We start from the raw sequence: 22,623 nt of genomic DNA, 5'->3' as shown, positions 1-22,623 counted from the left end.
GCTCGCAAGCTCACTCCTCGCGCTCACCTGTGCCGGCCCTCCCTAGAACGGGATGTCGTCGTCGGTGCCGCCGCCGGAGCCCACCACGGCGAACGGGTCGGCGGACTGGGTGATCGAGCGCAGCGTCTCCGATGGTGCCCGGCCCGCCTCGGAGACCCGGGTGGCCCAGGCCGGGAACGGGAACTCCAGGCAGAGCGGCACCGGGATGTCCGGCTGGTTGACGAACATGGTGCCCGGCTTGGCCAGCAACGCCCGCTGGCGCTGTGCGGGCGGGAGGAAGCCGTACTCCGGGCGGGACGCCTCGGCCGGGTCGAGCCGGCCGACCACCCGGATCGCCGAGTTGGTGACGATCCGCCGCTCCACCTCGCTCGCCGTCTGCTGCGCGCCGATCAGGATCACCCCGAGCGAACGGCCCCGCTCGGCGATGTCCAGAAGGACCTCCTTGATCGGCGAGGAGCCCTCCCGGGGGGCGTACTTGTTGAGCTCGTCGAGGACGACGAAGAGCAGCGGCTTGGCGGTGCCGGACTTCTCCTTGCGCTCGAACTCGCTCTTGAGCGTCACACCGACCACGAACCGCTGCGCGCGGTCGGGAAGGTTGTGCAGGTCGACCACAGTGACCTGGGCCGACTCGCTCGTGTTGATCGAGTGGGGGCGGCGGGTGGCGAGGTCGCCACGGATCAGCCGGGCCAGGTCCTTCTTGCTGCCGATCAACCGCCGGGCGAACGCGTTGACGGTGCCCAGCCCCACCGCGCTGCCCGCCCAGTCGGAGCGGGTCTCGTCGTCGTTGAGCTGATCGACGATGTGGTCGACCAGATCGCCGTAGGAGCCGAGCCGGACCCCGTCGATGCTCACCCCGCCGTCGGCGGGCTGGGCGTAGCGGGCCAGGTGCGCGGCCACCGAGTGGACCACCATCGTGTACTGCTGGCGCTCGTCGTCGGCGTCGGCGAAGACGTACGGCAGCAGGCGGTCGGTGCAGAACTCGCTCAGCGTCCAGTAGAAGCTATCGACGCCGGTGAGCCGGCTGCTCACATCCGGCGTGCCGGCCGAGTCGCCGGGGCGCGGCGGGGCGTACACCCGCACGTCGGGGAACGCGCCGGCGCTCAACCCGAGCTTCGCGTACGCCGCGCGGGTGGGCTCGTCGAGGCGGGTGTTGGGGTGGTCCAGGAAGAGCAGATCCTCACCCTTGACGTTGAAGATCAGCGCCTTGGCGTTGACCGCGTCGCCGCCCAGCACGCCGGAGCGGAACACCGAGTAGAGCAGGAACGTGGCGAAGCTGGTCTTGGTGGCCACACCGGAGATGCCGGAGATGGAGACGTGCGCACCCCGACTGCCGTCGAGGAAGTCGGCGTTGAGGTAGACCGGGACCCCGTCGCGACCCATCCCCATCGGGATGCGCCGCTCCATCCGGTCGAAGTGCAGCGCGCGGGCCCGGGCATCGCCCTCGGCCCGGAACACCACCGCGCCCGGGGTCGGCGGCACGTACAGCTCGGGATCGACCCGGGTGGTGGTGACCTCGGCCGCCTCCTGCACCTGCGCGGGCAGCGTGCCGTCGGCGATGGCGAACACGTCGGAGTCGAACTGGGCGCCCTCGTGCCGAGCGCGGACCTGGGTGACCACCCCGGCGATCGTCACCGGCTCCCGGTCCGGCAGCTCCCGTCGCGTGACCACCACGTCGTCGAGCTGGAGGTAACTGCCGGGCGCCACGGCCGTCCAGAACTGCAACGGGGTGGCGTCGGCGGTGCCCAGCACCCGCCCGACAGCCTCGCCCGGGCTGTCGAGGTCGGCGTCGGTCATCGGGCGACTCGGGTCGGTCGGGCATCACGGTCGGCGCGCATGCCCTGCATCCTGCCCGAGGAGTACGACAGGTCGCCACGCGACGCGGCGGACGACACCATGCGCCGTCACACTCACGACGGTGGGTGTGCGACCGGGCGACGGCGGGTCACGGGCGGGCGTGGCGGAGCAGGAGGACGCCGTCCTCGGCGGCGAGCACGTGGCGCAGTGGCAGGTGCCGGGGCGGTGCGGCGTCGCCGGCGGTGATCCGGCCGGGGCCGGGCCCGGCCAGCAGCGGCGAGACGGTGAGGCACAGCTCGTCCACCAGGTCGGCGGCGGTGAGCGCGCCGAACAGGTGTGGGCCGCCCTCGCAGAGCAGCTGGGTGAGCCCGCGGCGGTGCAGCTCGGCCAGACCGGCGGCCAGGTCGACCCGCTCGGCGCCGCAGCGCAGCACGTCGGCGACGTCGGTCAGCCCGGGCGGCGGATCGGCGTCGGCATGGGTGAGCACCACCGGGCGGGTCGGCGCGTCGGCGAGGGCGGCCTGTGCCGGATCCAGGTCGAGCGAACCGGAGACCACCACCAGCGTCGGGTACTCGGCCAGGCCGTTGGCACGGCGCCAGGCGCGGCGGCGCTCGTTGAGCCGGACCGCCCGGTACTCCTCGTGGCGGAGTGTGCCGGCGGCCACCACCAGGGCGTCGCAGGTCATCCGCAGCAGGCCGAACACCCGCTTGTCCGGTTCGCCGGAGAGCCCGGCCGAGTAGCCGTCCACGGTGACCGCGCCGTCCAGGCTGGTCACGAAGTTCATCCGCAGTCGGGGCTCGTCGGCGCGGCCGTAGAGGGCGGTCAGCGCAGCGTCGTCGAGCGGCTGCGTCGACGGCTCCGGCCAGAGCCGTCGGATCGGAATTCCGACGGTCATTCGCCGGCCGGACCGGTGACCGGAGGGGTGGGTTCGGCGGTACGGTGCTGGCAGTCGCACCAGTTCCGGCCCGGGCAGTCGTCGTGTCGCCGGGCCCGGCACGCTCGGCAGATCATGCTGGCAGCCTAAGCCGCGGGAGGACAGGACAGCATGTCGCGTCAGATCTTCCAGCTGAAGATGTCCCTCGCCGGGAGCCGCCCGCCGGTGTGGCGCCGGGTGCTCGTGCCGGCCGGCTACACGCTGGACCGGCTGCACCGGGTGGTGCAGCACGCGATGGGTTGGCGGGACTGCCACCTGCACTCGTTCGAGATCGACGCGATGCAGTACGGCGAGCCGGATCCGGACGGGGAGTTGGCGTTGCACGACGAGCTGGACGTGCGGCTCGACGCGGTGCTCGGTAAGGGCAGCCGGTTCTCCTACACGTACGACTTCGGCGACTGGTGGGAGCACGACCTGGTCGTGGAGGACGCGTTGACCGCCGACCCCGACGAGCGGTACCCGGTCTGCCTGGCCGGCGAGCGGGCCTGCCCGCCGGAGGGTGTCGGCGGGCCGTTGGGCTACCAGGCGCTCCTGGAAGCCCTGGACGACCAGGACGCCACGGCCGACCCCGCCGGTTCCCGCCACGCGATGCTGCGCGACTGGGCGGGTTCGACCTTCGACCCGTCCCGATTCGACCCCACCCGCGCAACCACCCTCCTGCGCCGCTTCTGCTGACCGCCCCCGCCCGGCCCTCCGGGGCCGGGTGGTTGTTGATCAAGAAGTTTGCGTCAGCGGCGCCACCTTTCCTGACCGAAACCTCTTGATCACCGAGGTGGGGCGGGGGGTGTGGTTGGGGTGGGTGCGATGGGAGTGGTCAGCGGTAACGATCTGGGAACGCTCCCAACGTCCTATTGACACTCCCGTTACCCGCCGGCAATCTCATGGGAGCGCTCCCGGAGGTGGTGTGTGTCACTCACGGACCCCGGCCCGGCGCGATGAGCAACCCCCACCACACACATCAGCCTCACCACCGGAAAGAGGGGTCAGCGAATGAGTGTCACCACGCGGCGTACCCGCCTGGCGGCCGCTGCCCTGGCCGCGATCACCGCGGTCAGCGGTCTCGCAGCCTGTGGCAACGACGACGACAAGCCGGCGGCCGGCGAGAAGCCCGCCAAGCTGGTCGTCGACACCTTCGGCGAGATGGGCTACGACGAGCTCGTCAAGCAGTACGAGAAGGACACCGGCATCAAGGTCGAGCTGCGCAAGACCGCGCAGCTCGGTGAGTACCGGCCGAAGCTGGTCCGCTACCTGGCCACCGGCAAGGGCGCGGCGGACGTCACCGCCCTGGAAGAGGGCATCCTCAACGAGTTCAAGCCCAACGCGCGCAACTGGGCGGACCTCACCCCGCTGGTCGCCGACCACTCGAAGGAATACCTGCCCTGGAAGTGGGAGCTGGGCAAGGCGCCGGACGGCCGGCTGATCGGCCTGCCGACCGACGTCGGCAGCCTCGCCGTCTGCTACCGCAAGGACCTGTTCCAGGCGGCCGGCCTGCCCACCGAGCGCGACCAGGTGTCGGCGCTCTGGCCGGACTGGAAGGGCTTCCACGACGCCGGTCTGAAGTACAAGCAGGGCACCGGCGGCAAGGCGTTCATCGACTCGATCACCGCCGTCTCCAACGGTGTGCTCTTCCAGGGCAACGGTGACCTGTTCTACGACAAGGAAGACAACATCATCGCGGACACCAGCCCCGCGGTGAAGAACGCCTGGGACACCGCCACCTCGATGGCGGACATCTCCGCCAAGGCGTCCACCTGGTCGCCGGAGTGGTCTGGTGGCTTCAAGCAGGGCACCTTCGCGGCCACCTTCTGCCCGTCCTGGATGCTCGGCATCGTGTCGGACAACTCCGGTCCGGCCAACAAGGGCAAGTGGGATGTCGCGTCCGTGCCGGGCGGCGGCGGTAACTGGGGCGGCTCGTGGCTCGCGGTTCCGGCGCAGAGCAAGTACCCGAAGGAGGCGGCGAAGCTCGCCGAGTACCTGACCAACGCGAAGAGCCAGGTCGAGGCATTCAAGCTCAAGGGCCCGCTGCCGACGAACCTGGAGGCGCTGAAGAACGACGCGTTCATCAGCTACACCAACGAGTACTTCAGCAACGCGCCGACCGGCAAGATCTTCGGGGAGAGCGTCGCCAAGATCCAGCCGACCCACCTGGGTCCGAAGCACCAGGCGGTCAAGGAGAACGCACTCGAGCCGGCCCTGCGGGCGTTCGAGAACGGGCAGGCCGACAAGGCGAAGGCCTGGGAGCAGTTCACGAAGGACGCCAAGACTCAGGGTGCCTTCTGAGTGATTCCCTGCCGGTGGCGTTCGGGGTTTCCCGGACGCCACCGGCCGGTCCCCTCCGCGTAGCGCCCTGCGCGAGGGCCCCCGGGCCTCGCCGGAAAAGGAAATTCGCATGAGCCTGTCGGCCACGACGGCACGGCCGTCGCCAGCAGCACCGCCTTCTCCCGACGTCGATCGCCGACGTCGACGGGGAAGGTTACTCAACCGCCTCGATGTCAAGTACTCGCCGTACCTCTACATCGCCCCGTTCTTCCTGATCTTCGGCATATTCGGGCTGTACCCGATGGTGCGTACCGCCTGGATGTCGCTGCACGACTGGGACATGATCGGCGAGCACACGTTCATCGGCTTCGACAACTACACCCGGCTGGTGTCCGACGAGTACTTCTGGAACGCGCTGGTCAACACGTTCGGCATCTTCGCCCTGTCGACCATCCCGCAGTTGTTGCTCGCCCTCTTCCTGGCGAACCTGCTCAACCGGACCCTCCTGCGCGCCAAGACCTTCTTCCGGATGGCCATCTTCATGCCGAACGTGGTGTCGGTGGCCGCGGTCGCGATCGTCTTCGGGATGTTGTTCCAGCGGGAGTTCGGCCTGTTCAACTGGCTGCTCAGCTTCGTCGGTGTCGACCCGGTCGACTGGGACGGGCACCGGTGGAGTTCCTGGACGGCCATCTCCTCCATGGTCAACTGGCGGTGGACCGGGTACAACACCCTGATCCTGCTCGCCGGCATGCAGGCGATCCCGAAGGACCTCTACGAGGCCGCGGAGATCGACGGCGCCAGTCCGTGGCGACAGTTCTGGCAGATCACCCTGCCCATGCTCAAGCCCACCTTCATCTTCGTGGTCATCCTGTCCACGATCGGCGGCATGCAGCTCTTCACCGAGCCCCTGCTCTTCGGCAACGGCAACATCATCGGCGGCAACCAGCGGGAGTTCCAGACGCTGGCCATGTACATGTACGAGATGGGCATCGTGAACCTGAACACCGCCGGCTACGGAGCCGCGGTCGCCTGGGCGATCTTCATGATCATCATCGTGGTGTCGCTGTTCAACTTCCTACTCGTCCGCCGCTCGGCGAAGTGAGGAGAGATCGATGATCTCGGCTTCCCAGCGCCTGTGGCGCACCAGCCCGCTGACCTACGTGGCGCTCGTCCTGGCGGCGCTGCTATCGATCTACCCGTTCTACTACATGCTGGTGATCGGCAGTCGCAGCCTGGACAACATCAACGACGTGCCGCCGCCGCTGACCCCCGGCGGCGCGTTCGGTGACAACTTCGGGCGGGTGCTCGACAACGACGCCGCCAACTTCCTCACCGGCATGATGAACTCAATCATCGTCTCCTCGGTGGTCACCGTGTCGGTGGTGCTCACCGGTTCCCTGGCTGGGTTCGCCTTCGCCAAGCTGAAGTTCCGGGGCAGCAACGTCCTGCTGCTGGCGATCATCGTCACCATGATGATCCCGACCCAGATGGGGCTCATCCCGCTCTGGTCCATGATGCAGGACCTGGGATGGTACGACACCCTCTACGCGGTCACCGTGCCGTTCCTGGTCAGCGCCTTCGGCGTGTTCATGATGCGGCAGTACGCCAGCCAGGCCATCTCCGACGAGCTGATCGAGGCCGGCCGCGTCGACGGGGCGAGCACGTTCCGGATCTACTGGAGCATCGTGCTGCCCGCGCTACGTCCCGCCGCCGGCGTGCTCGGTCTGCTGACCTTCATGGAGACCTGGAACTCGTTCATCTGGCCGTACGCCATCCTCACCCCGGAGAACCCGACCCTGCAGGTCTCGCTCTCCTTCCTCTCGTACGCCTACTACACCGACTACTCCCAGGTGTTCGCCGCCACGGCGATCGGCACCATCCCCCTGGTAATCGTCTTTCTCGTGTTCGGCCGCCAGATCATCGGCGGGATCATGGAAGGTGCCGTCAAGTCGTGAGCAACCCCGCCAGCCCACCCGCCGTCGACGTCCTCGACGAGCGCCCCGGGCTGACCTTTCCACCCGGATTCCTCTGGGGGGCCGCGACGGCGGCGTACCAGATCGAGGGGGCGGCGGCCGTGGACGGCCGCGCCCCGTCGATCTGGGACACCTTCAGCCACACCGAGGGTCGGGTCGTCGCCGGGCACACCGGGGACGTCGCGTGCGACCACTACCACCGCCTCGGCGACGACGTCGCGCTGATGGCCGAGCTGGGCCTGAAGTCGTACCGTTTCTCGGTCTCCTGGTCCCGGGTGCAGCCCACCGGCACCGGCGCGGCCAACCCGGGCGGCCTGGACTTCTACCGGCGACTCGTGGACGAGCTGCTCGCCAACGGCATCGAGCCGTGGCTCACCCTCTACCACTGGGACCTGCCGCAGCCGTTGGAAGACGCCGGCGGCTGGCCGGCGCGGGACACCGCCGCCCGCTTCGCCGACTACACGACGCTGGTGGCCGACGCGCTCGGTGACCGGGTGCGCTACTGGACCACGCTGAACGAGCCGTGGTGCTCAGCGTTCCTCGGCTACGGCTCCGGCGTGCACGCCCCCGGCCGCACCAACGGAGCGGACGCGGTGCGTGCCGGACACCACCTGATGCTCGGTCACGGCCTGGCCGTGCAGGCACTGCGGGCCGCCCGGCCGGCCGCCGAGGCGGGCGTGACCGTCAACCTCTACCCGGTCGACCCGGCCAGTGACAGTCCCGCCGACTCCGACGCCGCCCGGCGGATCGACGGGTTGGCCAACCGGTTCTTCCTGGACCCGCTGCTGCGCGGGTCGTACCCGGAGGACCTGGTGGCCGACCTGAGCACGGTGACCGACTTCGCGCACGTGCGCGACGGCGACCTCGCGACCATCTCCACGCCGCTGGACCTGGTCGGGGTCAACTACTACAGCCGGCACGTGGTCGCCGCGCCGGTCGAGGGCGTGGAGGCCGACCCGGCCCCCTCGTGCTGGCCGGGCAGCGAGGACGTCCGGTTCGTCACCCGTGGCGTTCCGGTCACCGACATGGGCTGGGAGATCGACGCCCCGGGCCTGACCGAGACGCTGCGTCGGGTGAACGGTTACACCGACCTGCCCCTGTACGTCACCGAAAACGGTTCCGCGTTCGTCGACTCGGTGGTCGACGGGCAGGTCGACGACGTCGATCGGCTGGCCTACTTCGACGCCCACCTGCGCGCCGCCCACGAGGCGATCGACGCCGGAGTGCCCCTGCGGGGATACTTTGCCTGGTCGCTGATGGATAATTTCGAATGGGCCTGGGGTTACACCAAGCGGTTCGGCATGATCCACGTCGACTACGACAGCCAGGTCCGCACCCCCAAGTCCAGCGCCAAGTGGTACGCCTCGGTGATCCGGCGCAACGGTCTGGCCGCACAATAGGCTCGGGCCAGCCATCAGGACGGCCCCGGCGTCCACCTCTCGCAGGTGGCGCCGGGTCCGCCCGCCGTCGGAGGAGCAGACGATGACAACGCAGCGCACCCGGTCGCTCGGGCGCCCGACCCTCGACGCGGTCGCGGCGCGTGCCGGCGTCGGTCGGGGCACGGTCTCCCGCGTGGTCAACGGCTCGCCCCAGGTCAGCCCCGAGGCCCGGGCCGCTGTCCAACAGGCCATCGCAGAGCTGGGGTACGTGCCGAACCGGGCCGCCCGTGCGCTCGTCACCCAGCGCACCGACTCCGTCGCGCTGGTGGTCTCCGAATCCGGCGAGCGGGTCTTCACCGAGCCGTTCTTCGCCAGCATCGTGCGGGGGATCAGCTCCGGGTTGCTGGAGACGCCGATGCAGCTCTGGCTGGCCATGGCACAGTCGCCGGTGGAGCGGGAACGGGTCGAGCACCACCTCACCAACCAGCACGTCGACGGCGTACTGCTGCTGTCGTTGCACGACTCCGACCCGCTGCCGACGCTGCTGGAGGAACGTGGCCTGCCCGCCGTGCTCGGCGGTCGGCCCGCCCGGATGCTGCAACCCGGCGCCCAACCGGCCTGGTTTGTCGACGTGGACAACGTTGGCGGGGCCCGGCAGGCGGTGGAGTACCTGGCGAGGCAGGGGCGGCGACGCGTCGCCACCATCGCCGGTCCGCAGGACATGGGTGCCGGCCTGGCCCGGTTGGCCGGCTACACCGACGCGGTCAAGGCCACCGGCGCCAGCGTCAACCCCGACCTGATCGCGTACGGCGACTTCAGCGAGGGCAGCGGCGCGGCCGGAATGCGCCGGCTACTGGACGCCTGCCCGGACTTGGACGCGGTCTTCGTCGCGTCCGACCTCATGGCGTTCGGCGCGCTGCGTACCCTGCGCGAGGCCGGCCGCCGCGTGCCGCAGGACGTCGCGGTGATCGGCTTCGACGACGCGACCATCGCCCGACAGGCCGAACCGCCGCTGACCACTGTCTTTCAGCCGGTGGAGGAGATGGGCCGGCAGATGGCGCGCCTGTTGGTGGCCCGGATCCGTGGCGAGGAGCTACCCGCCTCCCACATCCTCCTGGACACCCAACTGGTCCACCGGGCCTCCGCCTAACCCCCCGGGTACCCCCAGGGGGTTAGGCGAACGGCGCGTGTCGATCATGGGGTTGGCCTGGACGATTCCGGCATGGCGATCCGCCACCATCATGATCAATGAGGTTGGCAGGCAAGATCGCGCTCGATCCTGGATCGAGGGGCCTCCCGGCGACCGCACACCCCCACATCCAGGATCGAGCGCGATCGTGGGGTGTGGGGGTGTGCGGGCCCGGGGTGTGAGTGGGGCAGGTTTTGTTGCCCGGCGGTCAGGCGGGGGTGGGGGCCCAGCGGCGGAGTTCGCGCTTGGCCAGGGAGTTGCGGTGCACCTCGTCGGGGCCGTCGGCGAGGCGCAGGGTGCGGGTTTGCGCCCAGAGGGCGGCCAGTGGCGTGTCCTGGCTGACACCGGCGCCGCCGTAGGCCTGGATGGCCTTGTCGATCACCCATTCCGCCATCGCCGGCGTGCCGATCTTGATGGCCTGGATCTCGGTGTGCGCGCCCCTGTTGCCGACGGTGTCCATCAGCCAGGCCGTCTTGAGCACCAGCAGCCGGGCCTGCTCGATGCGGACCCGGGACTCGGCGATCCACTCCCGGACCACGCCCTGCTCGGCCAGCGGTCGGCCGAACGCGATCCGCCCTAGCGCCCGCCTGCAGAGCAGCTCCAATGCCCGCTCAGCCATTCCGATCAATCGCATGCAGTGGTGGATCCGGCCCGGCCCCAGCCGGGCCTGGGCGATGGCGAAGCCGGTGCCCTCGGCGCCGATCAGGTTCTCCACGGGCACCCGGACGTCAGTGAAGTCGATCTCGGCGTGCCCGCCGTGTGAACCGTCGGTGTAGCCGAAGACGGTCATGCCCCGGCGCACTGTCACCCCGGGGATGTCCCGGGGGACCAGCACCATGCTCTGCTGGCGGTGCCGGTCGGCGGTGGGGTCGGTCTTGCCCATCACGATGAAGATCTCGCAGCGCGGGTCCATGGCCCCGGACGACCACCACTTGCGTCCGTTGATCACGTACTCGTCGCCGTCCCGGGTGATCCGGGTGGCGATGTTCGTGGCGTCGGAGGACGCGACCTCCGGCTCGGTCATGCAGAACGCCGAGCGGATCTCACCCTCCAGCAGCGGCATCAGCCACCGCTTCTGCTGCGCCTCAGAGCCGAACTCGGCCAGCAGCTCCATGTTGCCGGTGTCCGGTGCCGCGCAGTTGACCGCCTCCGGCGCGAGGTGCGGGCTGCGCCCGGTCAGCTCGGCCAGGGGGGCGTACTGGAGGTTGGTCAGGCCGGCTCCGTAGCGCGGGTCGGGCAGGAAGAGGTTCCACAGGCCGCGCTTGCGGGCCTCCGCCTTCAGTTCGGCCAACACCGGGGTACGCGACCACGGGTCCCCGACGGCCACCTGCTCGGCGTGCACGGCCTCGGCCGGGTAGACGTGCTCGGTCAGGAACCGGGTCAGCTCGTCGCGCAGCTCCTCGGTCCGGCTGTCGTATGAGAAGTCCATCACCGCTCCCTGGCGGCGGTCAGCCCGTGCGCGACCAGCGGTGCCACCATCTCGCCGATCCGGTCGAAGCCCTCGCCGAGCGTCTGCCCGAGCGTGTGGCGGTAGTGGATGCCCTCGCAGATGACAGCGAGCTTGAAACAGCCCAGCGCCACGTGCCAGTGCAACGGCCCGACGTCGACATCGCTGCGTCCGGCGTACCTGTCGATCAGCTCGCTGCCGGTGGGGAAGCCGGCGCGCGGGCCGAGCCCGTCGGCGACGGGGTTGCCCGCGGCGGTCTCGCTGCCACCGAGCACGTCCCAGTACGTCAGCAGCAGCCCCAGGTCGGCGAGGGGGTCGCCGAGGGTGGCCATCTCCCAGTCGAGCACCGCGTGCACGGTGACCGGGTCGGCCGAGGCGAGGAGGTTGTCCAGTCGGTAGTCGCCGTGCACGATCCGGCCGGCGTTCGCGCCCTCCGGGGCGGTCGTCGCGAGCAGATCACGCAGCTCGTCGATGCCGGGCAGTGGGCGGCTGCGGGAGCGGTCGAGCTGCCCGGCCCAGCGGCGGACCTGCCGGGCGAGGTAGCCCTCGGGGCGGCCGAAGTCAGCCAACCCGACGCTGGACGGGTCGACGCTGTGCAGCGCGGCGAGCGTGTCCATCATCGCCATCGCGAGGGCCCGGCGGCGCTCGTCGCCCAGCGGGTCGGTCTGCGCGCGGGTGCGGAACACCTCGCCGGGCATCCGCTCCATGAGGTAGAACGGCGCGCCGATCACCTCGGGGTCGGTGCAGAGCAGCAGCGCCCCCGGGACCGGCACCTCGGTCGGTGCCAGCGCCGAGATGACCCGGAACTCGCGCGCCATGTCGTGCGCTGTCGCCAGTACGTGGCCCAGCGGTGGGCGGCGCAGCACCACCTCGCGGTCGCCGAGGCGCAGCAGGTAGGTGAGGTTGGACTTGCCGCCCGCGATCAGCGTGGCACGCAGCGGCCCGACGGCCAGCTCGGGTCGGTGCGTTGCCAGATGATCGGCGAGACGGTCCAGGGCCAGCCCGGCCGGGGAGACGGGAACGGCCCCCGGCCGTGACGCGTCGACGGCCGGATCGCTCATCCGACTAGTTGATGGCAGCCCGCTCACGTTGTCAAGGTCGGAATTTCCGCTCGGGACATGCCCCTGCAACAGGGACGAAATGGTCAACTACCAGGCTGGGTTCAGCCTGCCGGCCGATCTTTGCCGGCCCGCCGAGCGGAGGGACAGACATGTTGCTGCGAGTTCGGGTCACCCTGCCGGACCGTCCGGGCACCCTCGGTCAGGTCGCCCGTACCTTGGGCGTCTCCGGGGCGGACATCGTCCAGGTGGTGGTCCTCGAACGGCTCGGCGGGCGCGCGGTGGACGACTTCACTGTCGTCTGGCCGGGTGCGGCGCGGGTGGAGCGGCTGCTGGCTGGCCTGGCGGCGATACCGGGTGTGCGGGTGGACGGCGTGTGGCGGGCGATCGGCGCGCCCACCACCACCGGCCAGGACGCGGAGCTGCTGGCCCAGGTCGCGGCCAACCCGGCCGACGGGTTGGCCACCCTGGTCGACGCGGTGCCCGGGTTGTTGGCGGCCGACTGGGCCGTGGCCGCCATGGTGCCGGTCGACTGGGCCTCGCGGAGCGGGGGCGGCGGGGCGACTGTGGGGCACGCGAGCTGGCGTGCCCCCGTACCCCCGCGGTTGCCGGAGGTGACCCCGCTGCGGGGACGGTCGATGACCACGCCCGACGGCACCCACCACGCGATCGCGCCGTTCGGCCGGGCGGGTCTGGTGCTGGTGGTGGCCCGCGAACGCAGCGAGACCCTCTCCGCCGCGGCGTTCCACAGCACCGAGGTGGATCGGCTCACCCAGCTCGTCCGCGCCTGCGCGGTGATCCTCGGTGATCGACTCGATCTCGTCGGTGCGCCGCCGGTGGTCGCCGGCCCCTGAGCGGCCCGAGGAGTTCCCGGGCCGACACCGCCGGGCAACCGGGCGGCAACAGGCGGGGGTGAGGCTCTTACCGGGGAAGGGAGCCAACCATGACGTTGTGGCGGATCCGAGCGACTGTGGACGACCGACCGGGTTACCTGTCGGTGCTCACGGCGAGCCTGGCGCTGCGTGGGGTCAACATCCTCACCGTGCAGGTGCAGCCCACCGAGCAGGGCGCGGTGGACGATTTCCTGGTCGACGCGCCGGACGCGCTCGACGAGGCCGAGCTGATCGCCGCGGTCGAGCGTGGTCGGGGCCGGGACTGCTGGGTGGCGCGCAGCGAGGCGCGTGGTCTGGCCGACCAGCCCACCCGGGTGCTCGGGCTGGCCAACCGGTTGGTGCGTGACCCGGACGCGACGGGTGAGGCGTTGCGCACCCTGCTCGCCGCCGACGTCGTCAGTTGGCGGCCGGCGACGGTCGGCGGCGAACGGGGGATCACCGGCGCCACCATGCTGTTGGCCGACCCGGCGGGTGGTTCGTTCGCGCTGCGCCGGGTCGCGCCCGACTTCACCCCGGCGGAGTACGCGCGGGCGCAGGCCCTTGTCGAACTGGCCGCCACAGTGGCGCGCCGGGCCGCCGAACAGGTCACACTGGTGCTGCCCGACGGCGCCGAGGTGGCCGTCCGGCCGGCCAGCGCCCACGATCTGTCCGGCGTGGTGGAGCTGCACGAGGCGTGCTCACCGCGCAGCCGGCAGCGGCGTTACCTGGGTGGGGCGTCGCTGCCGCAGCCGGCCCGCGTGCGTCGACTGCTGGAGCCGAGCCGAGGGCTGACGCTGATCGCCAGCACCACCGGTTCCGACGGCACCGCCGAGTCGGTGGTCGCCATGGCGAACCTGCTCGGCGAGGGCGACGAGGCCGAGGTGGCGCTGCTGGTGCGGGACGACTGGCAGCGGCGTGGGCTCGGCTCGGCGTTGCTGCGCCGGGTGGTCCAGCACGCCGACCGGTCCGGGTACGCGGCGCTGGTGCTGCACGTGCAGGCCACCAACGACCCGATGCTGCGCACGCTGCACCGGCTGGGCCGGCCCGCTGCGGTGGAGCGCGACGGCGGGCTGCTCACCCTCACCGTCCCGCTCGCTGTCGCCGCCAGGGCGGACCGAGAGGACGTGTTCTCCACGCCTGGCGTCTAGGGCCCGACGGGGGCCCCTTGTGCGCGGCGAACGTCCACAAGGGGGCCTCATCCGATGTGACTGTCAGGTGGTGGGGTAGCTGTTGTAGTCGGGGAAGTTGCCGTAGAGCCGGCTGTTCCCGCCGACTGTGACGGCCTGCACCAGCAGGTCACCGCCGACGAACGCGCCCTTCCAGGAGGCCCCCCGGCCGCCGAACGGTTCGTCCCGGTCGCCGCGTGAGCGCGGTTTGTTGATGCCCACCTTGAACGCCTGTAGGTCCACGGCGAGCTTGCCGGCCTCGTCGGTGTCGTCGCAGGCCAGCGAGGCCACCAGCGCGCCGTTGGAGGCGTTCATGGCGGCCAGCAGCTCGTCGGTGGTGTCCACCACGACGATCGTGTCGACCGGCCCGAACGGCTCGGCGTGCATGAGTCGGGACCGTCCGGGCGGGGCGAGCAGCACCGACGGCGCCACGTACGCCGAGGTGTCCTGCCCGGGAAGGAACGGCGCGCCGGAGAGCTTGCCCCGGTGTAGTGGGATCGCGCCGCCGCGGACCGCCTCGTCGACGGTGCGGCGTAGCTCGTCGGCCTTGGCGGCGCTGATCAGCGGCCCGAAGTCCAGCTCGGGCAGCGGGTCACCGGCGGCCCAGTCGTCGCCGACGGCGAGCGGGTGACCGAAGCGGACCGAGCGGACGACCGGCAGGTACATGTCGAGGAACTCGTCGACCAGGTCGCGCTGCACCACGAACCGGGGGTACGCGGTGCAGCGCTGCTTGCCGTACTCGAAGCCCTTCCTGAGGTGAGTGGCGAGCAGGTCCCACTGGGAGAAGTTCCAGATGCCCCAGGCGTTGAGACCCTCCTGTTCGATGAAGTGCCGCTTGTCGCTGTCGAGCAGCGCGGCGGCCACCTTGCCGCCGTTGGACCGGCCGCCGACGAACGCCACCGCGCCGATCTCGGGCGCCCGGACCAGCACCTCGGACAGTTCCCCGCCGCTGCCGGAGACGAGCGTGGCGGGCAGGCCGGCCCGGTGCATCAGCGCGTGCGCGACGGTCAGGCACACCGCGCCGCCCTGGGAGGGGGTCTTGGCGATGACCGCGTTGCCGGCCAGGAGCTGCACCAGTTCGGCGTGCACCAGCACGCTCATCGGGTAGTTCCACGACGCGATGTTGCTGACCGGGCCGGGTAGCGGCTCGCGGCCGTCGGCGAGCATTCGGTCGATCTCGCCCGCGTACCAGCGGACACCGTCGAGCGCCCGGTCCACGTCGGCGCAGGCCAGCCGCCACGGCTTGCCGATCTCCCACACCAGCAGCAGGGCGAGCAGGTCGCGGTGGGCGGTGAGCGAGTCCACTGCCGCGTCGACCCGGGCCTTGCGGTCGGCCAGCGGGGTCTGGGCCCAGGCCCGGTGCGCGTCGGCGGCGTGGGCGACAGCGGCGCGCGCGGTGGCCGCGTCGACCCGGGGCAGGTTGATGAGGATGGTGTTGTCCACCGGGGTGCGGACCGGGGCTGGCTGGCCGACAGCTCGCCATTCGCCCTCGACCAGGTTGTGCAGTGTGGTGACGCCGTCTACCTCGGCGCCGAACGCCTCCGGGGTGGCGGCCACCGCGCGGGCCAGGATGTCGGTCCAGGCGGTGTCGTCGGCGAGTCGTCGTGCCATCGCTTCTCCTCAGGGTTGACCAGGGAGCGGCGGCGTCGACGGCACCGCTGGTGAGCGGTACTGTCTCGCGCTTCGTAGTGGGTCAGCAACAGTACGTTTGTCTGGCTGGCCTTCGAAGCGCTCGAATGGCGCGAGGATTTTTCCGGAGGCTTCCGTCGTGACGTGCGCAAACGTCGAGCACGGATCGACCTGTGTCGATGGTGTGAGATGCTCCGCAATGTTACTCGCTAGTACGAGAGCGGCACGGCGCGTGTCCACCCCGATCGGCGGGCTTCCCAACCGCCGACCCGCCCATTACATTGTCGGTTATCCATGGGAGCGCTTCCATGACCCGTGGTCACACCGCCACCCCGCTGTCGCCGGTGGCCGTGCCGCCCGTACGCCGTCCCGCGTCGGTGCGACCGCCGGCGGCGCCTCCGACAGGAGTCCGCCATGCGCCACCTGACCCGGCCGTTCAGCGGCCAGCCCGGCCGGTCGCCGGCCGCCGACCAGCCCTGGCCGCGGCGGCTGCTGGCCCTCGGCGTCGCGTTGCTCACCGGCGCGTCCCTCGCGGTGACCGCGCCACCGTCCGGGCCTGCCTCGGCCGCGCCTGCGGCCACCTACAACTACGCCGAGGCGTTGCAGAAGTCGCTGCTCTTCTACGAGGCGCAGCAGTCCGGCCGGTTGCCCGACTGGAACCGGGTCTCCTGGCGCGGCGACAGCGCGCTCACCGACGGCGCCAGCGCGGGCGTGGACCTCACCGGCGGCTGGTACGACGCCGGCGACCACGTCAAGTTCGGCTTCCCGATGGCGTTCAGCGCCACGATGCTCGCCTGGGGCGCTGTCGAGTACCGCAGCGGCTACACCTCGTCCGGGCAACTGCCGCACCTGCTCAACAACCTGCGTTTCGTCAACGACTACTTCATCAAGGCGCACCCGTCGGCAAACGTCCTCTACGGGCAGGTCGGCAAGGGCGACGACGACCACAAGTGGTGGGGTCCGGCCGAGGTGATGCAGATGGCGCGGCCCGCGTACAAGATCGATGCGAGCTGCGGCGGCGCGGACCTGGCGGGGGAGACGGCGGCCGCGATGGCCGCGTCCTCGATGGTGTTCCGGCCCACCGACGCCGCCTACGCGGACAAGCTGCTCGGGCACGCCCGGCAGCTCTACACCTTCGCCGACACGGTGCGGAAGGCCTACCACGAGTGCATCACCGACGCCACGAGCTTCTACCGCTCGTGGAGCGGCTGGCAGGACGAGCTGGTCTGGGCCGCGATCTGGCTGCACCGGGCCACCGGCGAGGCCAGCTACCTGACCAAGGCCGAGAGTGAGTACGACAAGCTCGGCACCGAGAACCAGTCCACCACCCGCTCCTACAAGTGGACCATCGCCTGGGACAACAAGCAGTTCGGCGCGTACGTGCTGCTGGCCAACCTGACCGGCAAGCAGAAGTACGTCGACGACGCCAACCGGTGGCTGGACTACTGGACCGTCGGGGTGAACGGGCAGCGGGTTCCGTATTCACCCGGTGGAATGGCGGTGCTCGACTCCTGGGGCGCGCTGCGCTACGCCGCGAACACCTCCTTCGCCGCGCTGGTCTACAGCGACAAGACCACCGACACCACCCGCAAGGCGCGCTACCACGACTTCGCCGTCCGGCAGATCAACTACGCGCTCGGCGACAACCCGCGCAACTCCAGCTACGTCATCGGGTTCGGCGCCAACTCTCCGAAGAACCCGCACCACCGCACCGCGCACGGCTCCTGGTGGGACAGCCAGACCGTGCCGGTGGAGACCCGGCACACCCTCTACGGCGCGCTGGTCGGCGGCCCGGCCTCGGCCAACGACGCGTACAGCGACAGCCGCTCGGACTACGTGATGAACGAGGTAGCCACCGACTACAACGCCGGCTTCACGTCCGCGCTGGTTCGGCTGACCTCCGAGTACGGCGGCACGCCACTGGCGAACTTCCCGGTCGCCGAGACGCCGGACATCGACGAGCTGACAGTGGAGACCACTGTGACGCAGGCCGAACCTCGGGCCACCGGGCTCAAGGTGATGGTCTACAACAAGTCCGCGTTCCCGGCCCGCGCGCTGACCGACGGCCGGTTCCGGTACTACTTCCGGCCCGACGGCACCGGCCCGGTACAGGTCACCGCCGGCTACACCCAGGGCTGCCCGTCCCCGACCACCGCCAAGCAGTTCAGCGGCGACATCTGGTACGTCGAGGTGGACTGCGCCGGGCACACCATCGCCCCGGCGGGCCAGTCGCAGCACCGGATGGAGGTCCAGTTCAAGATCGGCGTGCCCGAGGGCGGCACCTGGGACCCGACCAACGACCCGTCGTACCAGGCCACCGCCGGGCCCAACCGGAAGGTGCCGCTCTACTCCGGCGCCACCCGCGTCTGGGGTGAGGAGCCGGGCCCTGTCGTACCGGACACCACGAAGCCGACCGTCCCGGGTACCCCGGTGGCGTCGAACCTCGGCCCCCGCACCGTCACCCTGACCTGGGCGCCGTCCACCGACAGCGGCGGCAGCGGCCTCGCCGGGTACGACGTCCGCGAGTTCATGGTCGGTAACGACGTGGTGGCGACCCGACGGGTCACCGAGAACTCGATCACCATCACCACCCTGCTACCGGAGCGGACGTTCGAGTACACCATCGTGGCGCGCGACGGCGCGGGCAACGAGTCGGCCGCCTCGCCGAAGCTCAGCGTGACCACGCCACCGGCCGGCACCGCCGACACCACAGCGCCGAGCACCCCCGGCACGCCGGTGGCCTCGGCCGTCACCGCCACCGGGCTCACACTGGCCTGGACCCCGTCCACCGACAACGTGGGCGTCACCGGTTACCGGGTCTACCGTGAGGCTGGCGCCACCGACGCGCTGGTCGGCTCGCCGACCGGCACCACCCAGGCGGTGTCCGGGTTGACCGCCTCGACGGCCTACCAGTTCTACGTGGTGGCCGTGGACGCGGCGGGCAACGCCTCCGCGGCGTCCACGCCGGTCGCGGTGACCACCGCGGCACCGCCGGTCGGCGGCACCTGCACGGTGGGGTACGCCACCACCGACTGGGGCAGCGGCTTCACCGCCAACGTGTCGATCACCAACACCGGCACCACAGCGATCAACGGCTGGGCCCTACGGTTCAGCTTCCCCGGTGGGCAGAGCGTCGGTCAGGGCTGGTCGGCGACGATCAGCCAGAGCGGCGCGGCGGTCACCGCCACGAACCTGTCCTACAACGGCACCATCGCCCCGGGCGCGTCGGTGAGCTTCGGCTTCAACGGCACGTACAGCGGCGCCAACCCGAAACCGACAGCCTTCACCGTCAACAACACCCAGTGCGCCATCGCCTGACCGGTACCGCGACGAGATCGTGGACAGTTGCCGTTCCGCGCGGAACGGCAACTGTCCACGAGCTGCGGTGATGCTTGCCTACGGCAGGTGTTGTGGCACGAGTTGACGCAACCGGTCGTGCAGCCGCGGGGCGAGGCTGCGGGCGTACGTGGCGGTCAGGTGATGCGCGTCCCGGTAGACGAGCAGCCCGTCGATCACCGCGGGGCACGGTTCGGTGGGGCAGATGGCGTCGTTGAGGTCGGCCAGGCGCACGCCGGGCACCGCTGCCGCGGCGCGCTCCTGCGGTATGCCCCAGGTGAGCGCGCGCTCCCGGGGCTGCGCGCAGGCGGTGAGCCGCTCGCGATTCGCCGAGACGCACTCGGCGATGTCCACGGTGAACGACGGGGTGTCCCGGATGACCACCAGCGGCAGGCCGGCCCTGGTCATTTCCGACCACGTCTCCGACAGCGCGGCCGTCTGCGCGTCCGTCGTCGCCGGGCCCGGTGGTGGAGGGCTGCCGTCCACCAGCGGAATCTGGGTCACGCTGGAGACGATGAGCAGCCGAGGCCGTCGCTCGCCGGTGAGCGCGGTGCGGAGATTGCGGTTCCACTCCGTGCAGCTGGGATCCGGCCGCCCGGCGATGCTGATCGGCGCGGTCAGGAAGGAACAGGTCGTCTTGATGTAGGTGACCAGCCGCCAGCCGCGCTCCGCGGCGATGACCTGTAGGGCCGGCACCCAGTGCGCCGCGTGGGAGTCGCCGGCCAGCGCCACTTCGACCGCCGAGTCACTGTCGCCGTAGGTACAGCTGCGCAGGCTTGCCTCCTGCGCCTGCGTGACGCAGTCGTCCCGGTAGACGTCGGGCAGGTCGTCGCGGGCCTCGAGCGGATCGGGTGTGATGCGGGCGAACCGGTCCACCGGTGCCGCTGCCCGCTCGCCTCCGGATGACGCGCCCGGCGGGGCGGCACCGGCGAGTGGTGCCTGGGCCGAGACCGGTGGCCGGACCGCCAGTTGCAACCCGATTCCGGTGAGGACGGTGACGCTGGTGGCTGCCAGTCCCATGCGCAGCACGCGGGCCTTGGAGAACTGCGCGTACCGGAATGGATTCTCCACCAGGTGGTAGGTCAGCACCGCCGGGACGGCCGAACAGAGGATCATCGCGAGGCCGGCGGTGGTTCCCAGCGGCCCCCACCGGGCTTCGGCCACCACCAGCAGCGGCCAGTGCCACAGATACCACGAGTACGACACGGCACCGACCGCGCGCATCGGCCGCCTGTTGAGCAGGAAAGCCGGTCCGTATCGTCCGGCGCCGGGCCCGGCCGCGATGATCGCGACCGCGCCGAGGGTGGGCAGCAACGCCAGATATCCCGGGTAGGCCGCGGTCTCCGGTCGGATCAGCGTCGCGGCGAGGCCGACAGTGGCCATACCGGCCCAGCCGAGCGTTATCGCGGCGGGACGCGGCAGCCGGGACAGGTGTCCACCCAGGATCGCCAGACCGCCGCCCAACGCCAGTTCCCACATCCGGGTGGTGGTGACGAGGTACGCCCGCGCGGGTTCGGTCTGGCTCAGGTGGATCGACCAGGCCAGCGACGGGATGCCGACCAGGGCGAAGGCGGCGAGCAGCCACTGGGACATCCGGTCGCCGAGGAACGGTCTGCGGTGTCGGCCCGGCCGACCGCCCGGGATCGGACGCCGCGCGTCGGCGTGCCGGGACGTGCGGCGCGAAACCTGGAGGGCGACGACGAGCAGGAGCAGCGGCCACACCAGGTAGAACTGTTCCTCCACGGCGAGCGACCAGAAGTGCTGGAGGATGCTGGGGGCCTCCTCGGAGCGCAGATAGTCGGTCGACTGCTCCACCAGACGCCAGTTCATCGCGTAGACGGCGCTGGCCAGGGCGTCCCGGGCAGTCTCGGACCACCGGATCGGGGGCAGGAGGAGGTAGGTGAGCAGGAGGCTCGCCACGAGGACGACGGTGGCTGCCGGCAGCAACCGCTTGGCACGTCGGGCGTAGAAGTCGACGATGCGGATTCCGCCGGTCCGGCGGATCTCGTCGACGAGGAGTCCGGTGATCAGGAACCCGGAGATCACGAAGAAGACGTCAACGGCGACGAACGCGGCGGGGAGCGCGGAGATGCCCGCATGCCCGACCAGCACCAGCACCAGCGCGAGCCCTCGCAGCCCCTCGATGTCGCCACGGAACCGGCCCGCGAGGATCGGGCCGGCGCTCGTGTCTGGTCCCCTCGTCTCCACTCTCACCTCAGGCACGATAAGCCCGATGTGGCTGTTATGGGATAAATGCCGCAAATGGAGCAGTATCGGGCTGCATCCCGGGGCCCGGCCCGCGCCGGCGCAACCCGGGTGGATAGGTTGGCGGGATTTCGGGCACGTCACGATCGTGCGGGAGTTGCTGACCGTCGGGCATGGCGCCGCCGATCGGGGCCGGCTGGGAGAGTTGCTGGCCGGGGCCGGGATCGCCCAGGTGGTGGACGTCCGGCGATACCCGGCCAGTCGCACCAACCCGGATGTCCGCCGTGAGGAACTCGAACTGTGGCTGCCCGAGTGGGGCGTCGACTACCGCTGGGAGCCGCGGCTCGGTGGACGACGGCACGTCCCCGCCGGGGAGCCGGAGCCGGACACCTGGTGGACGGTCGCGGCGTTCCGGGCGTACGCCGCCCACACGCGGACGGCCGAGTTCGACGACGCGCTCGCCGAGGTGCTCGCCGCTGCGGATCGTCGGACCACCGCGATCATGTGCAGCGAGAGCGTGTGGTGGCGCTGCCACCGGCGGTTGATCGCCGACGTCGCGACGCTGGGCGGCGGAGTCCCCGTGGCGCACCTGATGCCGGACGGCCGCCTCAGCCCGCACCGGCCGGCCGAGGGCGCCCGCCGACTGCCCGACGGCCACCTGCTGTGGGACGGCTGAGTCACTCCACCAGGTCGTCGGCGAGCAGGTCCATCAACAGGCCGTCGTGCCAGCGGCCGTCCGCGCCGCGCTCGTAGCGGCGCAGCACCCCCACCGGACGGAAACCGACCTTCGCGTACGCCCGGATGGCGGCGCTGTTCGCCGCGGCCGGGTCGATGGTGAAGCGGTGGTGACCGTACTCGTCGATCAGGTGTCGGGCCAGGGTGCGGATGGCGTCACCGCCGAGACCCGCGCCGCGCTCCGCCGGGTCGAGGAAGACGTCCAGGCTGGCGTGCCGGTAGTCCGGGTCCGCCTCGGCGTACCACTGGATCGCGCCGATCACCCGACCGTCGTGCTCGATCGCGTACACGTGCAGGTCGTCGTCGGCGAGGTCGGCGCGCACGGAGTCGGCCAGGTCGTCGCCGCCCCGCCACCACCGGCGTACCTCAGGGTCGGCCCGGATCGCGGCGAGGGCCGGCACGTCAGCGGCCGTCGCCGGTCGTAGGGTCACCGCCCGCCCTCGCAGCACCGGCTCAGCCCCGGATCTCGCCGTGTTCGACGCAGATTGCCGCCCAGCCCACCGGCAGCACCTGCACCTTCATCCGGCGACGGCAGCGGGGGCAGAACCGGGGCGGCTCCAACTGGCGGGCCGACGCGCAGGCCGGGTGGGCGGTGGCCGTCGTCGACTCACCGCACCGGTCGCACCACAGCTCCGTCGTCGTCATTG

General features: G+C 70.9%; 18 protein-coding genes. 10 read left to right on the top strand and 8 right to left on the bottom strand.

Annotated elements, in window-relative coordinates:
* Positions 1–42 precede the first annotated feature (42 nt).
* Both OG992_RS12440 and OG992_RS12435 read right to left on the bottom strand, forming a co-directional pair.
* Positions 43–1,794 (bottom strand): ATP-binding protein, encoded by a 1,752-nt coding sequence (locus OG992_RS12440; protein WP_238683301.1) that lies wholly within the window; start codon positions 1,792–1,794, stop codon positions 43–45.
* Positions 1,795–1,942: 148 nt separating this feature from the next.
* Complete coding sequence (locus tag OG992_RS12435; RefSeq protein WP_266303307.1) at positions 1,943–2,689, bottom strand: pyrimidine reductase family protein; 747 nt, start codon at positions 2,687–2,689, stop codon at positions 1,943–1,945.
* A 150-nt stretch (positions 2,690–2,839) separates the two neighbouring features.
* Here OG992_RS12435 and OG992_RS12430 point away from each other — a divergent pair, with 150 nt between their 5' ends.
* The 6 genes from OG992_RS12430 (at position 2,840) to OG992_RS12405 (ending at position 9,489) form a co-directional block, all read left to right on the top strand.
* A complete protein-coding gene (locus tag OG992_RS12430; protein WP_266303306.1) occupies positions 2,840–3,403 on the top strand; it encodes a plasmid pRiA4b ORF-3 family protein in 564 nt (187 codons plus the stop codon).
* Positions 3,404–3,718: 315 nt separating this feature from the next.
* Entirely contained in the window at positions 3,719–5,008 is a 1,290-nt protein-coding gene (locus tag OG992_RS12425; protein ID WP_238683298.1) for an ABC transporter substrate-binding protein, read from the top strand.
* Positions 5,009–5,117: 109 nt separating this feature from the next.
* A complete protein-coding gene (locus OG992_RS12420) occupies positions 5,118–6,089 on the top strand; it encodes a carbohydrate ABC transporter permease (RefSeq protein ID WP_238683297.1) in 972 nt (323 codons plus the stop codon).
* A gap of 10 nt (positions 6,090–6,099) precedes the next feature.
* A complete protein-coding gene (locus OG992_RS12415; protein ID WP_238683296.1) occupies positions 6,100–6,942 on the top strand; it encodes a carbohydrate ABC transporter permease in 843 nt (280 codons plus the stop codon).
* On the top strand, positions 6,939–8,360 hold the full coding sequence (locus OG992_RS12410) for a GH1 family beta-glucosidase (protein WP_266303305.1): 1,422 nt from the start codon (positions 6,939–6,941) through the stop codon (positions 8,358–8,360). The genes OG992_RS12415 and OG992_RS12410 overlap by 4 nt, the downstream gene beginning before the upstream one ends.
* 82 nt (positions 8,361–8,442) lie before the next feature.
* A complete protein-coding gene (locus OG992_RS12405; protein WP_238683294.1) occupies positions 8,443–9,489 on the top strand; it encodes a LacI family DNA-binding transcriptional regulator in 1,047 nt (348 codons plus the stop codon).
* A gap of 247 nt (positions 9,490–9,736) precedes the next feature.
* Here OG992_RS12405 and OG992_RS12400 read toward each other — a convergent pair whose 3' ends face one another.
* Together OG992_RS12400 and OG992_RS12395 are read right to left on the bottom strand one after the other, a co-directional pair.
* Positions 9,737–10,957 (bottom strand): acyl-CoA dehydrogenase family protein, encoded by a 1,221-nt coding sequence (locus tag OG992_RS12400; protein ID WP_266303304.1) that lies wholly within the window; start codon positions 10,955–10,957, stop codon positions 9,737–9,739.
* Positions 10,957–12,036 (bottom strand): phosphotransferase family protein, encoded by a 1,080-nt coding sequence (locus OG992_RS12395; protein WP_266303303.1) that lies wholly within the window; start codon positions 12,034–12,036, stop codon positions 10,957–10,959. Before OG992_RS12395 ends, OG992_RS12400 begins: the two co-directional genes overlap by 1 nt.
* A 149-nt stretch (positions 12,037–12,185) precedes the next feature.
* On the opposite strand from OG992_RS12395, the gene OG992_RS12390 reads away from it, so the two are divergent.
* Both OG992_RS12390 and OG992_RS12385 read left to right on the top strand, forming a co-directional pair.
* The gene (locus OG992_RS12390) at positions 12,186–12,887 is read left to right on the top strand and encodes an amino acid-binding protein (protein ID WP_238683291.1); all 702 of its coding nucleotides are present in this window, start codon (positions 12,186–12,188) and stop codon (positions 12,885–12,887) included.
* A gap of 89 nt (positions 12,888–12,976) precedes the next feature.
* Complete coding sequence (locus tag OG992_RS12385) at positions 12,977–14,053, top strand: GNAT family N-acetyltransferase (protein WP_266303302.1); 1,077 nt, start codon at positions 12,977–12,979, stop codon at positions 14,051–14,053.
* A 63-nt stretch (positions 14,054–14,116) separates the two neighbouring features.
* On the opposite strand, the gene OG992_RS12380 is transcribed toward OG992_RS12385, so the two are convergent.
* Positions 14,117–15,682, bottom strand: coding sequence for an aldehyde dehydrogenase family protein (locus OG992_RS12380; protein ID WP_266303301.1), 1,566 nt, complete (start codon positions 15,680–15,682; stop codon positions 14,117–14,119).
* Between the two features lie 432 nt (positions 15,683–16,114).
* Between OG992_RS12380 and OG992_RS12375 the strand changes: the two genes are divergently transcribed.
* The gene (locus OG992_RS12375; RefSeq protein ID WP_266303300.1) at positions 16,115–19,018 is read left to right on the top strand and encodes a glycoside hydrolase family 9 protein; all 2,904 of its coding nucleotides are present in this window, start codon (positions 16,115–16,117) and stop codon (positions 19,016–19,018) included.
* Between the two features lie 78 nt (positions 19,019–19,096).
* Here OG992_RS12375 and OG992_RS12370 read toward each other — a convergent pair whose 3' ends face one another.
* A complete protein-coding gene (locus OG992_RS12370; RefSeq protein WP_266303299.1) occupies positions 19,097–21,250 on the bottom strand; it encodes an acyltransferase family protein in 2,154 nt (717 codons plus the stop codon).
* Between the two features lie 139 nt (positions 21,251–21,389).
* On the opposite strand from OG992_RS12370, the gene OG992_RS12365 reads away from it, so the two are divergent.
* The gene (locus tag OG992_RS12365) at positions 21,390–21,917 is read left to right on the top strand and encodes a DUF488 family protein (protein ID WP_266303298.1); all 528 of its coding nucleotides are present in this window, start codon (positions 21,390–21,392) and stop codon (positions 21,915–21,917) included.
* A 1-nt stretch (position 21,918) separates the two neighbouring features.
* On the opposite strand, the gene OG992_RS12360 is transcribed toward OG992_RS12365, so the two are convergent.
* Positions 21,919–22,425, bottom strand: coding sequence for a GNAT family N-acetyltransferase (locus OG992_RS12360; protein ID WP_238683285.1), 507 nt, complete (start codon positions 22,423–22,425; stop codon positions 21,919–21,921).
* Between the two features lie 4 nt (positions 22,426–22,429).
* Complete coding sequence (locus tag OG992_RS12355) at positions 22,430–22,621, bottom strand: hypothetical protein (RefSeq protein ID WP_238683284.1); 192 nt, start codon at positions 22,619–22,621, stop codon at positions 22,430–22,432.
* Between the last annotated feature and the right edge of the window lie 2 nt (positions 22,622–22,623).

The organism is Micromonospora sp. NBC_00362, assembly GCF_026342155.1.
GTDB lineage: Bacteria > Actinomycetota > Actinomycetes > Mycobacteriales > Micromonosporaceae > Micromonospora > Micromonospora hortensis.
Note: the sequence above shows the minus strand (reverse complement) of the source record. Positions and strands in the feature narration are given on the sequence as shown.

Bases quoted from the DNA above. Each gene is read 5' to 3' on its own strand.
- OG992_RS12415 (WP_238683296.1), top strand. From the start codon at position 6,100: ATGATCTCGGCTTCCCAGCGCCTGTGGCGCACCAGCCCGCTGACCTAC.
- OG992_RS12430 (WP_266303306.1), top strand. From the start codon at position 2,840: ATGTCGCGTCAGATCTTCCAGCTGAAGATGTCCCTCGCCGGGAGCCGC.
- OG992_RS12440 (WP_238683301.1), bottom strand. From the start codon at position 1,794: ATGACCGACGCCGACCTCGACAGCCCGGGCGAGGCTGTCGGGCGGGTG.
- OG992_RS12375 (WP_266303300.1), top strand. From the start codon at position 16,115: ATGCGCCACCTGACCCGGCCGTTCAGCGGCCAGCCCGGCCGGTCGCCG.
- OG992_RS12385 (WP_266303302.1), top strand. From the start codon at position 12,977: ATGACGTTGTGGCGGATCCGAGCGACTGTGGACGACCGACCGGGTTAC.
- OG992_RS12390 (WP_238683291.1), top strand. From the start codon at position 12,186: ATGTTGCTGCGAGTTCGGGTCACCCTGCCGGACCGTCCGGGCACCCTC.
- OG992_RS12400 (WP_266303304.1), bottom strand. From the start codon at position 10,957: ATGGACTTCTCATACGACAGCCGGACCGAGGAGCTGCGCGACGAGCTG.
- OG992_RS12425 (WP_238683298.1), top strand. From the start codon at position 3,719: ATGAGTGTCACCACGCGGCGTACCCGCCTGGCGGCCGCTGCCCTGGCC.
- OG992_RS12435 (WP_266303307.1), bottom strand. From the start codon at position 2,689: ATGACCGTCGGAATTCCGATCCGACGGCTCTGGCCGGAGCCGTCGACG.
- OG992_RS12395 (WP_266303303.1), bottom strand. From the start codon at position 12,036: ATGAGCGATCCGGCCGTCGACGCGTCACGGCCGGGGGCCGTTCCCGTC.
- OG992_RS12405 (WP_238683294.1), top strand. From the start codon at position 8,443: ATGACAACGCAGCGCACCCGGTCGCTCGGGCGCCCGACCCTCGACGCG.
- OG992_RS12380 (WP_266303301.1), bottom strand. From the start codon at position 15,682: ATGGCACGACGACTCGCCGACGACACCGCCTGGACCGACATCCTGGCC.
- OG992_RS12355 (WP_238683284.1), bottom strand. From the start codon at position 22,621: ATGACGACGACGGAGCTGTGGTGCGACCGGTGCGGTGAGTCGACGACG.
- OG992_RS12420 (WP_238683297.1), top strand. From the start codon at position 5,118: ATGAGCCTGTCGGCCACGACGGCACGGCCGTCGCCAGCAGCACCGCCT.